This is a genomic window from Komagataeibacter xylinus (assembly GCF_009834365.1).
Lineage (GTDB): Bacteria > Pseudomonadota > Alphaproteobacteria > Acetobacterales > Acetobacteraceae > Komagataeibacter > Komagataeibacter xylinus_D.
In genome coordinates, this window is record NZ_CP041348.1 from 2,058,564 (window position 1) to 2,072,476 (window position 13,913).

The following is a 13,913-nucleotide window of genomic DNA, read 5'->3' on the forward strand; positions in this document are numbered from 1 at the left end:
CTCAGCGTGTTTCGGTCAGGTCGGACAGGCGGCGGCGTTCTTCATCCGAAAGCGGCGGCGGCGTGGGCGCGCGCGGGCGGCGGAAGGTCCACCATGCAATGCCAATGCCAATGCACAGTGCAAGCAGCGGCATGACCCACAAAAGCAGCGTACCGATGGTGAAGGGCGGTTTGAGACGGATGAAATTGCCGTAGCGGTTGACCATCCAGTCCATGATCTGCTGGTTGCTCTCGCCCTTGGCCACATGCTCGCGCACCACGTGGCGCAGGTCGCGCGCAAGGTCGGCGCTGCTGTCCTCGATCGATTCGTTCTGGCACACGAGGCAGCGCAACTGCGCGCCAATGGCCTCGGCGCGCTGCTCCTGCGCCGGGTCGGGCAGCATTTCCGATGGGTCATCCACCGCCAGCGCCACGAGGGGCGCAAAGAGCAGGCAGGCCAGCAGGGCAATCAGGCCGCCACGGCGTAGAGGGTGTTTCTTCATGGCTTGAGGCTGTCCGCCAGCGGCATGATGGTGTTGGTGATCATGGCCTCGGTAATGGGGGAGGCGGTGTGCCAGCGGATGATCCCGCCCGGCCCGATCAGGAAGGTTTCCGGCACGCCGGACACCCCCCAGTCAATCGCGGCCAGCCCGTCATGGTCAGAGGCGATGCGGGCATAGGGGTTGCCCGCGCGCTGCACGAAGCCCAGCGCGTGCTCTGGCTTGTCCTTATACGCAATGCCCCAGATCGGCAGCCTGTCCTTCAGCGCGTTGAGCACCGGCATCTCGGCCACGCAGGGAATGCACCATGAGGCGAAATAGTTCACCAGAACCGGCGCTTTCAGCCCCCGCAGGTCAGCAGCCGAAAAGCCGGTGCCCGGTGCCTGGTCAGGCAGCGCGAAGTCGGGCACGGGGCGGTTGAGTGCAGGGGCATGGATGTCATGCGGGTCGAACGAGCCTCTGGTCATGCCCGAGAGCATGCGCCAGAAGCCTACGCCAACCCCGCCCGCCACAACCAGCGGGGCCGCCATGAGCAGGCGGCGGCGCGTGGGGGAAGAAGGCTGCCCGCTCATTGCACCACCACCACATCAACGGTTTTGGCCCGGCGTGGCGCGCCCACGCGCACGCGCCGGTCGGACAGGGAAAGCGCGCCACCAAAGGCCATGATCAGCCCGCCCAGCCACATCCACGGCGCCAGCGGGTTGTAGTGCAGGCGCAGTACGTAGGTCGGGTTGGCGTCATCGCCATGCTTGTCGCCCAGCACGCCATAGATGTCGGCCATGAGGTTGGTATGGATCGCGACTTCGGTCGTGGTCTGGTGCTGGCTGGCGAAGTTGCGCTTGGAGGGGTGCAGCGTCGTGACCAGTTTGCCATTGTGGCGCACTTCAATGGTTGCCACCAGCGCGGTGTAGTTAGGGCCAATGGCAGGCTTTACGTCGGTCAGGGTCCAGCTATCGCCCGCCAGCATCTCGCTCTGGCCCACATGTACCTCGACAATGCGGTGTGCGGCCTGCGACATGCCGGCAATGCCCAGTACCACAATGCCCACGCCCGCATGGGCCATGGCTGCGCCAAACACTGCGCGCGGCAGGCTGCGCGCGCGCTGCCAGCTCTGGCCCAGGGGCTGGCGAAACAGGCGCAGGCGCTCGGCAATGTCAGCGATACTCGAGCAGATCACCCACACGGCGGTGGCAGTGGCCAGCACCGGCAGGATCTCGCGCATCTGGAAGGTGGCCACCACAAGCGCCAATGCGGTTACGCAGGCGGCCCACCACAGGCGGCGCAGCACCGGCCACATCTGCGCGCGCTTCCACGGCATCATGGGGCCGAAGCCCATGAACACCATGAGCGGAATGGCCAGCGGAATGGTGGTCGCATCAAAGAACGGCTTGCCGACCGAGATGGTCTTGCCGAACAGCAGCGACATGAAGGGCGGGTACATCGTGCCCGTCAGCACCACAGCACAGATGGAGCACAGCAGGATGTTGTTGAGCACCAGCAGCCCCTCGCGCGAGACGGGGGCAAACAGCCCGCCCGCGGTCAGCTGCGGGGCGCGGATGGCGAACAGCAGCAGCGAGCCACCAATGACAAGTGCCAGCAGCCCAAGGATGAACACGCCACGCGCGGGGTCATTGGCAAAGGCATGCACCGAGTTGAGAATGCCCGAGCGCACGAGGAACGTGCCCGAAAGCGAGAACGAGAACGTGCCGATGGCCAGCAGCACGGTCCAGATCTTCAGCGCCTCGCGTTTTTCCACCACAATGGCCGAATGCACCAGCGCCGTGCCCGTCAGCCACGGAATGAGCGAGGCATTTTCCACCGGGTCCCAGAACCAGTAGCCGCCCCAGCCCAGCACGTAATACGACCACCACGACCCCATGGCGATGCCGCAGGTCAGGAAGCACCACGCCGCCACCGCCCACGGGCGCACCCAACGGCCCCAGGCTGCGTCCACCCGCCCCTCGATGAGGGCAGCAATGGCAAAGGCGAAAGGCACGGCAAAGCCGACATAGCCGGTGTAGAGAATGGGAGGGTGGAAGGCGAGGCCTGGGTCCTGCAGCAGCGGGTTCATGCCCTGCCCGTCCATCGGCGCGGGCCATACGCGGGCAAACGGGTTGGATGTGGTGAGGCAGAATAGCTCAAAGCCTGCTGCAACCCCGCCGAGCACCGCAATCACGCGTGCCTGCAGCGCGGAGGGCAGGTTACGGCCAAACAGCGCCACGGCCCCACCGCAGATGGACAGGATCATCGCCCACAGCAGCACCGAGCCCTCATGGTTACCCCATACGCCGGTGATCTTGTACAGCAGCGGCTTGCTGACCGCGCTGTTGGCCGCCACGTTCTGCACCGAAAAGTCATTGGTGATGGCAGCATGGATCAGGCAGGCAAAGGAGGTGATGAGCGCGATCATCTGCCCCACGGCCAGTGCCGGTGCCAGCGCCATCAGGCGCGCGTCGCGGCGGCTTGCGCCAATCAGGGGCAGGATGGCCTGTCCGGCGGCCATGCAGCATGCCAGCGCCAGCGCAAAATTTCCAAGTTCCGGGTTCATTGTCGGATGTCAGTTTCCGTTAGGGCGTCTGGGTGGCCGGTTTTTTCGCATTGTCTGCGGCGGTCATGGTGTTCCAGCTTGCGGCATCGGGGGCCTTGCCAAAGCGCGGGTCCCACTTGCCGCTGCGGCGCAGTTCCTCGGCCACTTCCTTGGGCATGTAGGTCTCGTCATGCTTGGCCAGCACCTCGCTGGCGCGGAACGTGCCATCAGGGTTGACGGTGCCGACCGCCACCACGCTCTGCCCCTCGCGGAACAGGTCGGGCAGGATGCCCTCGTAGCGCACGGTCACGGCGGCCTGCCCGTCGGTTACGTCAAAAATGGCGACCGGAGCGTCCTTCACCTTCTCCTGATGCACGCTGCCGGCCACCACCATGCCGCCAAGGCGGATGGTGCGGTCAGCCGGCGGCGGCTTGGTATGCACCTGCGAGGGCGCCATGAAGAACACGATATTGGAGGAAAAGGCATTGAGCGTAAGGGCCGCGGCCGAACCCAGCCCGATCATGCACGCCACCACCAGCCACAGGCGTCTGCTCTTGCGGGTCATGAGGGCTGGCGTGTCCGTGGCTGTTCAATGGCGGCAAGGCGCCTGCGGGCCTGGCGCAGGCGCAGTGTGGCATTGACCGACAGGATGGCGGCCACGCCAAGGGTCAGGCCATAGGCGGCCACGATATAGGGCAGGTGGGTCATGGGGTGGCGCGATCGGGCTGGGGGGCGGCGGCTGACTGGCGGCCCCGGTTGGCGGCAAGGATGGTGCGCACGCGGCTTTCCATGACCGAGGCGCGCAGGCGGGCGAGCACGATGGCGGCGAAGCCGAGCGTAAAGCCCAGCGTGGTCAGGCCCAGCGGCCACAGCATGGAGGTGGACATGGTGGGCGCGCCGGTCACCGTAATGCTGTCGGGCTGGTGCAGGGTGTTCCACCACTGCACGCTGAACTTGATGATGGGCAGGTCAACCGCCCCCGCAAGGCCAAGGATGGCGGCGGCGCGGTAGCCGCGCTGCGGCTCGTCAAACGCGCGGATGAGCGCGATATGGCCCAGATACAGGAAGAACAGCACCAGCACCGAGGTCAGCCGCGCATCCCACACCCACCATGTGCCCCACATAGGCTTGCCCCACAGCGAGCCGGTAGCAAGGCAAACGGCGGTGATGGAGGCACCCACCGGCCCGATTTCCACCGCTGCAAGGTCGGCCAGCGGGTGGCGCCACACCAGCGAGAGCAGCGAGCACACCGCCAGACCCATATAACCTGATGATGCCAGCCATGCAGTAGGCACATGCACGTACATGATGCGCACGCTGTCGCCCTGCTGCCAGTCAGCGGGGGAGAAGAACAGCCCCCACACGATTCCGGCTACCGACAGCACAAGGGCGGGCCATGTCAGCCACGGCTGCAGCTTCGCCCCCATGCGCAGGAAACGGCCAGGGTTGGCATAACGGTGAAAAAGGTTACCGGTTCGCGCGGTAAGGCTCTGCGTTGCGTTCAAGGTTGATCCATCCGTGCCGGGGGCACCTGTCCCTGCAATGAAAACGGTCAAGAAATTCCGGCCTTCCCCTACGGGTGAGTAGGGGCTGACGTTTTGTTGCTCTACACTATCGCGTTAAAAAAGACACGGCCAGTCCTGTCCCAATCATGAGACAGCAGGCCTTCAGGAGGATAAAACATGCTGTTTGCCATCATCTGCACCGACCGGCCCGCCAGCTTTGAAACCCGCAAGGCAACCCGTGAGCGCCACCTTGCCTACCTTGAGCAGCACAAGCAGCACCTGGTGCAGGGCGGACCGCTGCTGGACGCGGAAAACCGCCCCTGCGGCAGCCTGCTGGTGGTGGATGTGGCCGACCGCGCGGCAGCGGAAGGATTCGCGGCCGCCGACCCCTATGCCGAGGTGGACCTGTTCGAGAGCGTGGTGATCCGTCCGTTCCGTTCAGTTTTTCGTGATGGGCTGCGGGTGGAGTAGAAAACGGTCATGGCCTACTGGCTGATCAAGTCCGAGCCGGACGCATTTTCGTGGGCCGAGCAGGTGGAAAACGGTGTTGAACCCTGGACCGGCGTGCGCAACCACCAGGCGAAAAAGAACCTTGCCGCCATGCAGGTGGGCGACAGGGCGTTCTTCTATCACTCCAACGTGGGCCGCGAGATCGTGGGCGTGGTTGAAGTCGTGCGCGAGGCCTATCCCGACCCCACGGCGGAAGATGGCCGTTGGGTGTGCGTGGACGTGCGCGCCACAGGCCCCATGCCACGCCCCGTCACACTGGCCGAAATCAAGGCCGATCCGGCGCTGGCCGACCTTGCCCTGGTGCGGCAGTCGCGCCTTTCCGTCGTGCCGGTATCGGAAGCGCACTGGGCGCATCTGTGCCGCATGGGGGGCTGGAACAGCTAGGCTACGCCCGCGTTTCATGGCTGCGGGCATGCTCATGCCCGTTGCAAGAATGCCATCATGGTGCTGAAACGGTGGCAATTGCCGCATGGGCGTTGCGGCTGGCCCCATGCAGCCGCGTGCCTTGCGCGGCTGCGGGGGGCTGGCGCGCGGTACGATAGATCAGGCGAAGGGCATTGTAATGAGTGCAGGTTCCGCAAACGAACTGGCGCCGCTGACGCTGGACAGCGCGTGTATCACTGAACTCCAGCAGGCGCTGGAACGTGTCGAGACCGGGCGGGGCGTGCTGGTGCGCCTTGCCGACCTCATGGGCGGCGCCGTGGGGCAGGCGGCCATGCTGGGCATGCGCACGCTGGGGCTTGCCCCCACGCTGCAGGCCAAGTTGCAGGCGACGGCGGAGGCGGCCATCCGCCGTGCGTTCGACCTCTCGGTTGTGGGCATGGACCGCCCGCATGATGTCTCGGCCGAGGCCAGCACCAGCGGCACATGGCGCGACCCCGCGCTGAAGGCGGCGGTGACCGTGTCCGGCGCGGTGGGTGGCTTTACCGGCCTGCCGGGGCTGATGGCGGATGTAAGCTTCACCACCATGACCATCATGCGCGAGATCGCCCGCATTGCGCGTGAGAATGGCGAAGATCTCTCAACCGAAGCCTCGCGCGCGGCCTGTCTTGAAGTCTTTGCGCTGCGGGCCTTTCCGTTTGGCGCCAAGAAAGGTGCTGCTGAGGAAAGCGAACTGGGTTACTTCTCCGCCCGCGCCATGCTGCGTGGCCGCCCGGTGGTGATGCTGGTCAGCGAGGTCGCTACCCATTACGGGCTGGGCCTGTCACGCAAATTCGCGCTGCAGATGATGCCGGTGGCGGGCGCCCTGTGCGGGGCCTCGCTCAACGCGGCGTTCCTGTCGCATTACCGCGCGGTGGCGCAGGCGCATTTCACCATTCGCAGGCTCGAGCGTGAATACGGGCCTGAAGTGCGCCGCACCGCGTCCGACCTCAAGGCCCATGCCGCAAACCAGGCGCGCGAAGCCTGAGATAAAAGTTTTTGGGCACCGCCTTTTTTAAAGGCGGCGTTCTTTTGAAGTTTTTGTTTTTGAGAAAGCCTGAGTCAGGTCTCCTCTTTCGTTACGGTGGGGCGGAAGGCGTTGCGCAGTTCGATGCACGTCGCCACCAGCAGGAAGCCCAGATAGAACTTCAGCAGCGTGCCCAGTATGCCCCCGTAGCGGGGGGCAAGCAGGTCCAGCCCGATGGCAAGCAGCGTGAAAATGACGAAAATACCGGCAATGCCCATGTTCGCTTCTCCGTAAAGGGGCCGGTCAGCTCTTGACCGGGGTCAGGGCGGCGCGTCCGTTCAGCACGGCCTCCACGTTATCGAGGGCAAGCATGCCCATGTCGCTGCGTGTCTCGGTGGTGGCGCTGCCCATGTGCGGGGTCAGGAACACGTTGGGCAGTTCGAGAAAGCGCGGATCGGGGTTGGGCTCGTTGCGGTACACATCAAGTCCTGCCGCGGCAAGCTGGCCGCTTTTCAGCGCCGCGATCAGCGCATCCTCATCAACAAGCGTGCCACGCGCGGCATTGATGAAAATGGCGCCCCTGGGCAGGCGGCCAAGCAGGTCGGCATTGATCATGCCATCGGTTTCGGGTGATGCAGGCAGGTGCAGGCTCAGTATGTCGCAATGCGGCAGCATGTCGGTCACGGTGCTGAAATAGGTGGCGCCTTCCTCCTGCCCGGCCGGCAGGCGGCGGCGGTTGGAATACATCACCTGCATGTCAAACCCGCGCGCGCGTTTTGCCACGGCGCGGCCAATGCGGCCCATGCCTACAATGCCCAGCCGCTTGCCGCTGATGCGCGTGCCGAGCAGTTCGTCCATGGCCAGCCCGCGCCCCCAGCCCTGGCGCATCAGCGTGGTGTATTCACCCGCCCGGCGGGCGGCGGCAAGCATGAGCAGCATGGCCATGTCGGCATTGCAGTCGGTCAGCACGTCGGGCGTGTTGGTTACAATGATGCCGCGCGCGTGCAGGGCTGCAATGTCGAGATGGTCGGTGCCCACGCTCACGGTGGCCACGACCTTCACGCAGTCGGGCAACTGGGCCACATCATCGTGGCGCAGCAGCAGGCCGGTGGAAATCAGGATCGCCTGCGGCTGGAAAGCGCGGGCACCCTCAAGCAGTTCGCGCGTTGTGAGTTTATGTTCTGGCACGCCAGATATGTTAAAACTCTGTTCAATACGCTGCATTACGGGAAGGGTCTGGCGCTGGGTCAGCAGAAGGCGGGGACGGGTGTCGGACATGGGGGATGGTTTCTCCTGCCAGATGGGTGCATGCGGGGGGCGATCATGCCCATGATTGCGTGCGAAAGGGTTATCCTAAGAACATGACGGGTCAAGAGACGGTTCCCATCACGCCGGACCTTATGCTGCGTGCCTACAGGGCGGGGCTGTTCCCCATGGCGCCCGATGCCCGTTCCGATGATCTGGACTGGTTCTACCCCGAAATGCGCGGCATCCTGCCGCTTGATGGCGGCTTTCATGTGCCACGCAGGCTCATGCGCACGGTGCTGTCGCAGCGGTTCGGGGTTACGGCCGACCATGACTTTCCCGCCGTGATGGATGGCTGCGCGGAACCCGCGCCGGGGCGCGAGAACACGTGGATCAACCCGCGCATCCGCACCCTGTTCTGCCAGCTTCACGCCATGGGGCATGCCCATAGCGTGGAGGTACGCCATGAGGGCCGCCTGGTGGGTGGGCTGTATGGCGTGGTCATAGGGCAGGCGTTTTTTGGCGAGAGCATGTTCAGCCGCATGCGTGATGCCTCGAAGGTGGCGCTGGTGCATCTGGTGGCCCGGCTGCGTCTTGGCGGCTTCACGCTGCTCGATACGCAGTTCGGCACGGCCCATCTTGCCGGGTTTGGCGGGATCGAGATCCCGGCTGACGACTATATGCGCCAGTTGGCCCGCGCGGTTGCGGGGCAGGCGGCATGGGTGGGTAATGATGAGGGCGCGCGGCTGCACGCTGCCCTGTTGGCCCTGCGGGGCGGGGCGGATGGGGCAGGCGGTTGACAGGGCGGTGCATGCGGGCTTCCGTCTGCGCAGATGAAAGGGAATATGTAATGAAGCATGCAACGGCCCGCCCGGCGCGGCGCGCGATGAACAGGCGCACGCGGCTGCCGGGCAGGGTGGCGCTTGTGGCGGTGGCGCTGTCCGCCACGGGCCTGTGCGCTGCACGGGCGCAGGACGGTGCGGGCGTGCATCCGCCGCTCACCCCCACCCGTGACGTGCAGGTGGACTATAACGTGCAGCCCGATGGCGTGCCCGAGCCCAAGCCGATACGCACATGGTTTGCCTATAATGGCGGGCTGATGCGAATCGACAGCCCGCAGGGCATGGGCGAGACGATCCTCAACCGCATGAGCCGCCAGGTCACCATCATCATCAATCCGCAGAAGGTGTACAGCCAGCTTGATGCCCGTTACGGCATCCGCAACCCCTTCCTGCTTGACCTGTCCATGACGTTCGCGCGCAAGGGCACGTCGAGCGTGGCGGGCGTTGCCTGCACGCAGTGGGATGTCACGACCGACCAGGGCAACGCCACCGCCTGCGTGACCGATGATGGCGTGGTGCTGCAGGAGATCGGGGTGGATGGCGATGGGCTGAAAGGCCGCCTGGAGGCGACGAAAGTGGTCTATGGCCCCATACCCGACAGCATGTTCCAGCCGCCCGAGGGCTACCGCAAGGTCGATCCGCCACCACCACCCGGCACGCCTGCCACCAGAGACAACAAGGGTGGCTGACCGGCCTGCCCGTTTTTTTCAAGGATTGCATGACGTGACACGGATTACCCCAGCCCTGGGCCGGACCGCCCTGCTGGCCTGCCTGCTTGTGGCGGGCGCAGGCCACGCGCGGGCTGCTGACGAGCCTTCATCCCCCTACGTCACCCCACAGAGCGATGTGGACGTGACCTACACCATCTACCCCCCGCATGACACGAGCCAGACCATGAGCCAGCGCATGCGGTGGTCGGCCAGCCGCATGATGCAGCGCGTCGATCCCGCCAATGCCACCACCTACATGATTACCGACTACCACGCGGGCACGCTGACGGTGGTGAACGCCGACCAGAAGATCAAGACCGTCATTCCTGCCCCCGGTGCGGCCAATGTGCAGATGGGCCAGCGCGCGCAGGGCAGCTGGCTGCGCACGGGTGTCTCGAAAGTGGCGGGCCTGCCCTGTGCCCTGTGGCAGACACAGGACACCGACCAGCGCTCCAGCGAGATCTGCTATACCGATGACGGCGTGATGCTTGAGGTCATCCGCGATGGCAAGGTCATGGTCGAGGCGACATCGGTCAACCACGCCACGCAGGATGCGAGCGTGTTCGAGACCCCGTCGGGGCTGAAGGAACTGCGCGCGGCCCATCCGTAACAGGCCGGTCCGCTTTATGGCACGAAAAGGGCGGACCCTGCCCGTAAATCGCCATGTCCATCCGGTCTAAACGGTTCTGGCGGGGCCATGTGCCCCACCGGAACACGACAGGATCAGGAAACAGGTCATGAAGAACATGGGGCGTATTGCAGCGGGGCTGACCCTTCTTGCCGCGATGGCAGTGGCGGCACCGCAGGCCCAGGCCCACGGGCGTGGCGCGGGCGATGCGTTTGCAGGCGGGCTGGTGGGAGGCCTGGTGGGCGGTATCGTTGGCGGTGCCATGGTTGATGCCTTTGGCCCGCCGCCACCCCCTCCGCCGCCAGTCTATTACCGTCCCCCGCCGCCGCCTCCGCCGGTGGCCTATTACGCCCCGCCGCCACCGCCCCCGCCGGGCGTCGTGGTCTATGGCCCATATGGCCCGCCGCGCCCGTATTACTGACCTGTAGCGCCAGCCTGTAGCGTCAGGGCCGTAATGGCCTTGCGCACGGCGGCCACATGGTTCGTGACCTTCACCTTGCGCCATGCCTGAACCAGGTGGCCGGTGGCATCGACAAGGAAGGTCGCGCGTTCGATGCCCATGTATTTGCGGCCATACATCGATTTTTCCACCCACACGCCATAGGCCTCGGTCACGCTTCCATCCGCGTCGGAGGCAAGCGGGAAGGTGAGGGCATGGTCGGCTGCAAATTTCTCGATGGCGGGCATGCCATCACGCGAGACGCCGATCACGCTTACACCGTCCTTGCGCAGGTCGGCCAGGGCGGCCTCGAATTCGCAGGCCTCCTTCGTGCAGCCCGATGTGTTGGCCTTGGGGTAGAAATACAGCACGAAGGGGTGACCCTGCTCGCCCTTGAGGCTGACCGTGCGGCCACCGCTTGCGGGCATGTCAAAATCGGGGACGGCGCTGCCGGGTTCGGGAAAAGGGATGGAAGCCTTGCTCATGACCTGCCTTGCTGCTCCGGGTGCGGGGGCCACGTCACGCGCTGGCCCCGGCGGGGTTGAAACGGGGGCGATCATGCAATGCTTCAGGCGGCGGGGGAACCTCTGCCATGCCCTTCTTCTCCGCCATCGGGCGCATCCGTGAGCACAATCAGCCTTTCGAACACGCCAGCGACATCATTGGCCATGCGGTCCATGCGGGCGAGCAGCCCCGCCGCATCGGCGGCGCCGACCTCGCCGGTCAGGATCTCGAGGCTTGCGGGTGCAATGGTATCAGGCACGTCATGGCCGCAGATGATGCGGATCAGCCCCTGCAATGCCCGCCAGAACAGATCGGCCCGGCGCAGCAGGCGGGCATCGGCCGTGCTGATTTCACCTGCCCGTGCCAGCCGCAGCAGCGCGGTGCGGGTGGACTGGCTGCGGCAGGCGGGCGAGGATGCAACAAGTTGCAGCCCCTGCGCCACGAATTCTACATCCATCAGCCCGCCCCGGCGGCGCTTGATGTCCCATGGGCTGGAGGCGGGGCGTTCGCGCGCGAGGCGTTCGCGCATGTGGCGCACGTCATGGAGTACCTGCGCGCGGGCCTGTGGCGTGCCGGGCGCGTGGCCAAGGGCCGTGGCGATGGCCGCACGCAGCGGGACTGCGATCACGGGCGGACCTGCCACCACCCGCGCGCGGGTCAGCGCCATGCGCTCCCATGTCCAGGCGGATTCGGCATGGTAGCGGCGGAAGGCGGAGAGCGAGACCGCCACCGGCCCCTTCGAGCCCGAGGGCCGCAGCCGCATGTCCACCTCATAGAGCGGGCCTTCGCGCCCCGGTGCGGTCAGGGCGGCGACAAAGGCATGCGCCAGCCGCACGTAATAGGTTCCGGCGGAAAGGGGGCGGGCACGCGGGCCATCGCCTGGGGTCACCACGCTCTCGACCACATCTTCGGGGTGGTCGAACACCACCATCAGGTCCAGGTCCGAGCCGGGCATCATCTCGCGCGAGCCAACCTTGCCGAGTGCGACCACCGCCACCGCGCCGCCGGGCACGGTGCCGTGGCGCTGGCGGTGCTCGGCGCTGACCACGCGCAGCAGGCCACGCATGACCGTCTCGGCCATGGCGGTGCGGGCACGGGCAGCGCGGTCCTCGCTCATGCGGTGCTCGAGGCGGGCGACGGACAGGCGGAACTCCTCGCCGCACACCAGTCCGCGCAGCACGGGCAGCACCTGCTCGGCCGATTGCGCCGCCGCCACCTGCCGCCGCGCCAGCACTGTCACCGTGCTGACCGCGCCGGGGCCGCCATCCATGTCAAGCAGGCCATCAAGTGCCGAGGGCGTCTCGGCCAGATGGTCGGCCAGGAAGGGCGCGCAGTCCAGCACGGTCACGATGCGGTGGATGAGGGCGGGATTGCGCTCGAGCAGCGACAGGAACTGCACCCCCGCCCACTGGCGCTCCAGCAGCGCATCGAAGCGGCGCAGCACGGCCAGCGGCTGCTGGCGGCGGCCCATCTCGGCCAGCAGGCCGGGCAGCAGGCGGCGCAGCAGCTTGCGCGCGCGGTCCGAGCGCAGGGCGCGCAGGCGGTTGCCCTCCCACCGGTTGAGAATGGCCAGCGCGTCGGTAATGTCGGCGGCGGGGAAGCCGTGCGCGCGCAGGCGGTCGGCGGCATCGGCATCCTCGGGCGCGATGGTGATGTCCTGTGGGCCGCTTTCGGCAAACTGCTGGTCAAAGATGCGGCGCGAGCGCTGCATGACCGCAAGCAGGCTGCCGGGCAGTTCATCGGGCGGGCCCATGTTCATGAAGGTGGCGAAGCGCGCGAATCCGTCCGCCGTGTCGGGCAGGCTGTGGGTCTGGTGGTCGAGGCGCATCTGCAGCCGGTGCTCGGCCTGGCGCAGCATGCGGTAGTTGCGGGCCAGTATTGCGGATTGCTCACGCGCCAGCAGGCCAGCCCGGCGCAGCCTGCGCAGTGCACCAAGCGTGGTGGGGTCGCGCAGCTCCGGCCGTCTGCCGCCCCAGACAAGCTGCAGGGCCTGGGCCACGAATTCCACCTCGCGGATGCCACCCTGCCCGAGCTTGACGTTCTGGCCCAGCAGCCAGCGCATGGCAGTGTCGGGGTTGCGGATATCTTCCGCGGGCAGGCTGTCCAGGTTGGCGTGGCCTGCGTTACGGTGGCGGTCGATGCGGGCTTTCATGTCATGCAGGTCATCAATTACCGCAAAATCCAGATGGCGGCGCCAGATGAACGGATGAATGGTCTTGAGAAAACGGCGCCCCGCCGTGATGTCGCCCGCAACGGGGCGGGCCTTGGTCATGGCCGCGCGCTCCCATGTGCGGCCCATGCTCTCGTAATACTGTATGGCGGCGGGAAACGACACGGCGGCGGGGGTGGCGCTCGGGTCGGGGCGCAGCCGCAGATCCATGCGGAAAACGTAACCATTTGCATCACGCGCTTCCATAAGCGTGACAAGATCGCTAGTCATGCGCACAAAGGTATGTCGCAGTTCCCCATTGCCGGGGTGACGGTCCGGGTCATACAGAATGATCAGGTCTATGTCCGAGGAGTAGTTCAGTTCCCGCGCGCCCAGCTTCCCCATTGCCAGAACCACGAAGCCGCTGCCCCGGCACGGGGTTTCGGGGTAACGCAGGCGCAGGCGCCCCGTCTCGTGCGCCTGGAGCAGCAGATGCCTGAGCGCTGCGTTCAGTGCATTCTCGGCCAGTTCGCTCAGTGCCAGGGTTACCTGCTCGAGCGACCATGCGCCCCCGATATCGGCCAGCGCTATGGCCAGCGCCGCCTGCCGCTTGGCCTCGCGCAGTTCGGCCATGATGTTGGCGCGGGGCGTGTCAGGCGGCAGGTCGTTAAGTGCAGCGAGGATGCGCCGCACGCAGGTATCCGCCCCTTCATGCACAAGGGTGGCGAAGGCTTCCGTATCGCGCAGGGCGAGGTCGGCCAGGTAGGGGCTGTTGCCTCCCACCGCATCGAGCATGGGCATGATGCCCGGTGTTGCCGCGAGGTCGGGCAGGCCTGCGCGCGCACACGCGTCGGACAGGTTCTCGCGCAGGATACGGGCCGCGCGCGGGTCGGCGGCCCGCGGCCATGTGCATCCCTGCCACGAGGGATGTGGCGCAGGCAGGGGCGGTATGGGCTGATCCATGGAGAAGTGTCCGGCAAGAGACTGGG

At 66.1% G+C, this 13,913-nt stretch carries 17 protein-coding genes; 7 read left to right on the forward strand and 10 right to left on the reverse strand.

What is annotated here, in order from left to right:
• Position 1 precedes the first annotated feature (1 nt).
• The 6 genes from FMA36_RS09780 to FMA36_RS09805 are packed head-to-tail and all read right to left on the reverse strand — an operon-like array spanning position 2 to position 4,510.
• Positions 2 to 481, reverse strand: a complete 480-nt coding sequence (locus FMA36_RS09780) for a cytochrome c-type biogenesis protein (protein ID WP_159262165.1) — start codon at positions 479 to 481, stop codon at positions 2 to 4.
• A complete protein-coding gene (locus FMA36_RS09785; protein WP_159262166.1) occupies positions 478 to 1,050 on the reverse strand; it encodes a DsbE family thiol:disulfide interchange protein in 573 nt (190 codons plus the stop codon). Before FMA36_RS09785 ends, FMA36_RS09780 begins: the two co-directional genes overlap by 4 nt.
• A complete protein-coding gene (locus tag FMA36_RS09790; RefSeq protein WP_159262167.1) occupies positions 1,047 to 3,026 on the reverse strand; it encodes a heme lyase CcmF/NrfE family subunit in 1,980 nt (659 codons plus the stop codon). The genes FMA36_RS09785 and FMA36_RS09790 overlap by 4 nt, the downstream gene beginning before the upstream one ends.
• 19 nt (positions 3,027 to 3,045) lie before the next feature.
• The gene (gene ccmE, locus FMA36_RS09795) at positions 3,046 to 3,570 is read right to left on the reverse strand and encodes a cytochrome c maturation protein CcmE (RefSeq protein ID WP_159262168.1); all 525 of its coding nucleotides are present in this window, start codon (positions 3,568 to 3,570) and stop codon (positions 3,046 to 3,048) included.
• Positions 3,567 to 3,713: a heme exporter protein CcmD gene (ccmD, locus tag FMA36_RS09800; protein ID WP_078524585.1), complete on the reverse strand. Its 147-nt coding sequence runs from the start codon at positions 3,711 to 3,713 to the stop codon at positions 3,567 to 3,569. Before ccmD ends, ccmE begins: the two co-directional genes overlap by 4 nt.
• A complete protein-coding gene (locus tag FMA36_RS09805) occupies positions 3,710 to 4,510 on the reverse strand; it encodes a heme ABC transporter permease (protein ID WP_159262169.1) in 801 nt (266 codons plus the stop codon). The genes ccmD and FMA36_RS09805 overlap by 4 nt, the downstream gene beginning before the upstream one ends.
• Before the next feature lie 177 nt (positions 4,511 to 4,687).
• Here FMA36_RS09805 and FMA36_RS09810 point away from each other — a divergent pair, with 177 nt between their 5' ends.
• From FMA36_RS09810 to FMA36_RS09820, 3 genes are all read left to right on the forward strand, one after another.
• Complete coding sequence (locus FMA36_RS09810; RefSeq protein ID WP_159262170.1) at positions 4,688 to 4,981, forward strand: YciI family protein; 294 nt, start codon at positions 4,688 to 4,690, stop codon at positions 4,979 to 4,981.
• A gap of 9 nt (positions 4,982 to 4,990) precedes the next feature.
• Positions 4,991 to 5,404 carry an EVE domain-containing protein gene (locus FMA36_RS09815; protein WP_159262171.1) on the forward strand — a complete coding sequence of 138 codons (414 nt, stop codon included), beginning with the start codon at positions 4,991 to 4,993 and terminating at the stop codon, positions 5,402 to 5,404.
• A gap of 178 nt (positions 5,405 to 5,582) precedes the next feature.
• Positions 5,583 to 6,428: an EcsC family protein gene (locus FMA36_RS09820; RefSeq protein ID WP_159263836.1), complete on the forward strand. Its 846-nt coding sequence runs from the start codon at positions 5,583 to 5,585 to the stop codon at positions 6,426 to 6,428.
• 74 nt (positions 6,429 to 6,502) lie between these two features.
• Here FMA36_RS09820 and FMA36_RS09825 read toward each other — a convergent pair whose 3' ends face one another.
• Both FMA36_RS09825 and FMA36_RS09830 read right to left on the reverse strand, forming a co-directional pair.
• Positions 6,503 to 6,685 carry a hypothetical protein gene (locus FMA36_RS09825; protein WP_159262172.1) on the reverse strand — a complete coding sequence of 61 codons (183 nt, stop codon included), beginning with the start codon at positions 6,683 to 6,685 and terminating at the stop codon, positions 6,503 to 6,505.
• A gap of 25 nt (positions 6,686 to 6,710) precedes the next feature.
• Entirely contained in the window at positions 6,711 to 7,685 is a 975-nt protein-coding gene (locus tag FMA36_RS09830) for a 2-hydroxyacid dehydrogenase (protein WP_159262173.1), read from the reverse strand.
• An 83-nt stretch (positions 7,686 to 7,768) separates the two neighbouring features.
• On the opposite strand from FMA36_RS09830, the gene aat reads away from it, so the two are divergent.
• The 4 genes from aat (at position 7,769) to FMA36_RS09850 (ending at position 10,253) form a co-directional block, all read left to right on the forward strand.
• Positions 7,769 to 8,452, forward strand: coding sequence for a leucyl/phenylalanyl-tRNA--protein transferase (aat, locus tag FMA36_RS09835; RefSeq protein WP_159262174.1), 684 nt, complete (start codon positions 7,769 to 7,771; stop codon positions 8,450 to 8,452).
• 50 nt (positions 8,453 to 8,502) lie between these two features.
• Positions 8,503 to 9,183: a hypothetical protein gene (locus FMA36_RS09840; RefSeq protein ID WP_408885612.1), complete on the forward strand. Its 681-nt coding sequence runs from the start codon at positions 8,503 to 8,505 to the stop codon at positions 9,181 to 9,183.
• Positions 9,184 to 9,217: 34 nt separating this feature from the next.
• On the forward strand, positions 9,218 to 9,814 hold the full coding sequence (locus FMA36_RS09845) for a DUF4412 domain-containing protein (protein WP_159262176.1): 597 nt from the start codon (positions 9,218 to 9,220) through the stop codon (positions 9,812 to 9,814).
• Between the two features lie 127 nt (positions 9,815 to 9,941).
• Positions 9,942 to 10,253 (forward strand): hypothetical protein, encoded by a 312-nt coding sequence (locus FMA36_RS09850; protein WP_159262177.1) that lies wholly within the window; start codon positions 9,942 to 9,944, stop codon positions 10,251 to 10,253.
• Here the strand turns inward: FMA36_RS09850 and FMA36_RS09855 are convergent.
• Positions 10,247 to 10,756 carry a peroxiredoxin gene (locus FMA36_RS09855; protein WP_159263839.1) on the reverse strand — a complete coding sequence of 170 codons (510 nt, stop codon included), beginning with the start codon at positions 10,754 to 10,756 and terminating at the stop codon, positions 10,247 to 10,249. The genes FMA36_RS09850 and FMA36_RS09855 overlap by 7 nt on opposite strands.
• 83 nt (positions 10,757 to 10,839) lie before the next feature.
• Positions 10,840 to 13,887: a bifunctional [glutamine synthetase] adenylyltransferase/[glutamine synthetase]-adenylyl-L-tyrosine phosphorylase gene (locus FMA36_RS09860; protein ID WP_206065075.1), complete on the reverse strand. Its 3,048-nt coding sequence runs from the start codon at positions 13,885 to 13,887 to the stop codon at positions 10,840 to 10,842.
• Positions 13,888 to 13,913 lie beyond the last annotated feature (26 nt).

Bases quoted from the DNA above. Each gene is read 5' to 3' on its own strand.
- FMA36_RS09780 (WP_159262165.1), bottom strand. From the start codon at position 481: ATGAAGAAACACCCTCTACGCCGTGGCGGCCTGATTGCCCTGCTGGCC.
- FMA36_RS09785 (WP_159262166.1), bottom strand. From the start codon at position 1,050: ATGAGCGGGCAGCCTTCTTCCCCCACGCGCCGCCGCCTGCTCATGGCG.
- FMA36_RS09790 (WP_159262167.1), bottom strand. From the start codon at position 3,026: ATGAACCCGGAACTTGGAAATTTTGCGCTGGCGCTGGCATGCTGCATG.
- ccmE (WP_159262168.1), bottom strand. From the start codon at position 3,570: ATGACCCGCAAGAGCAGACGCCTGTGGCTGGTGGTGGCGTGCATGATC.
- ccmD (WP_078524585.1), bottom strand. From the start codon at position 3,713: ATGACCCACCTGCCCTATATCGTGGCCGCCTATGGCCTGACCCTTGGC.
- FMA36_RS09810 (WP_159262170.1), top strand. From the start codon at position 4,688: ATGCTGTTTGCCATCATCTGCACCGACCGGCCCGCCAGCTTTGAAACC.
- FMA36_RS09815 (WP_159262171.1), top strand. From the start codon at position 4,991: ATGGCCTACTGGCTGATCAAGTCCGAGCCGGACGCATTTTCGTGGGCC.
- FMA36_RS09820 (WP_159263836.1), top strand. From the start codon at position 5,583: ATGAGTGCAGGTTCCGCAAACGAACTGGCGCCGCTGACGCTGGACAGC.
- FMA36_RS09825 (WP_159262172.1), bottom strand. From the start codon at position 6,685: ATGGGCATTGCCGGTATTTTCGTCATTTTCACGCTGCTTGCCATCGGG.
- FMA36_RS09830 (WP_159262173.1), bottom strand. From the start codon at position 7,685: ATGTCCGACACCCGTCCCCGCCTTCTGCTGACCCAGCGCCAGACCCTT.
- aat (WP_159262174.1), top strand. From the start codon at position 7,769: ATGACGGGTCAAGAGACGGTTCCCATCACGCCGGACCTTATGCTGCGT.
- FMA36_RS09840 (WP_408885612.1), top strand. From the start codon at position 8,503: ATGAAGCATGCAACGGCCCGCCCGGCGCGGCGCGCGATGAACAGGCGC.
- FMA36_RS09850 (WP_159262177.1), top strand. From the start codon at position 9,942: ATGAAGAACATGGGGCGTATTGCAGCGGGGCTGACCCTTCTTGCCGCG.
- FMA36_RS09855 (WP_159263839.1), bottom strand. From the start codon at position 10,756: ATGAGCAAGGCTTCCATCCCTTTTCCCGAACCCGGCAGCGCCGTCCCC.
- FMA36_RS09860 (WP_206065075.1), bottom strand. From the start codon at position 13,887: ATGGATCAGCCCATACCGCCCCTGCCTGCGCCACATCCCTCGTGGCAG.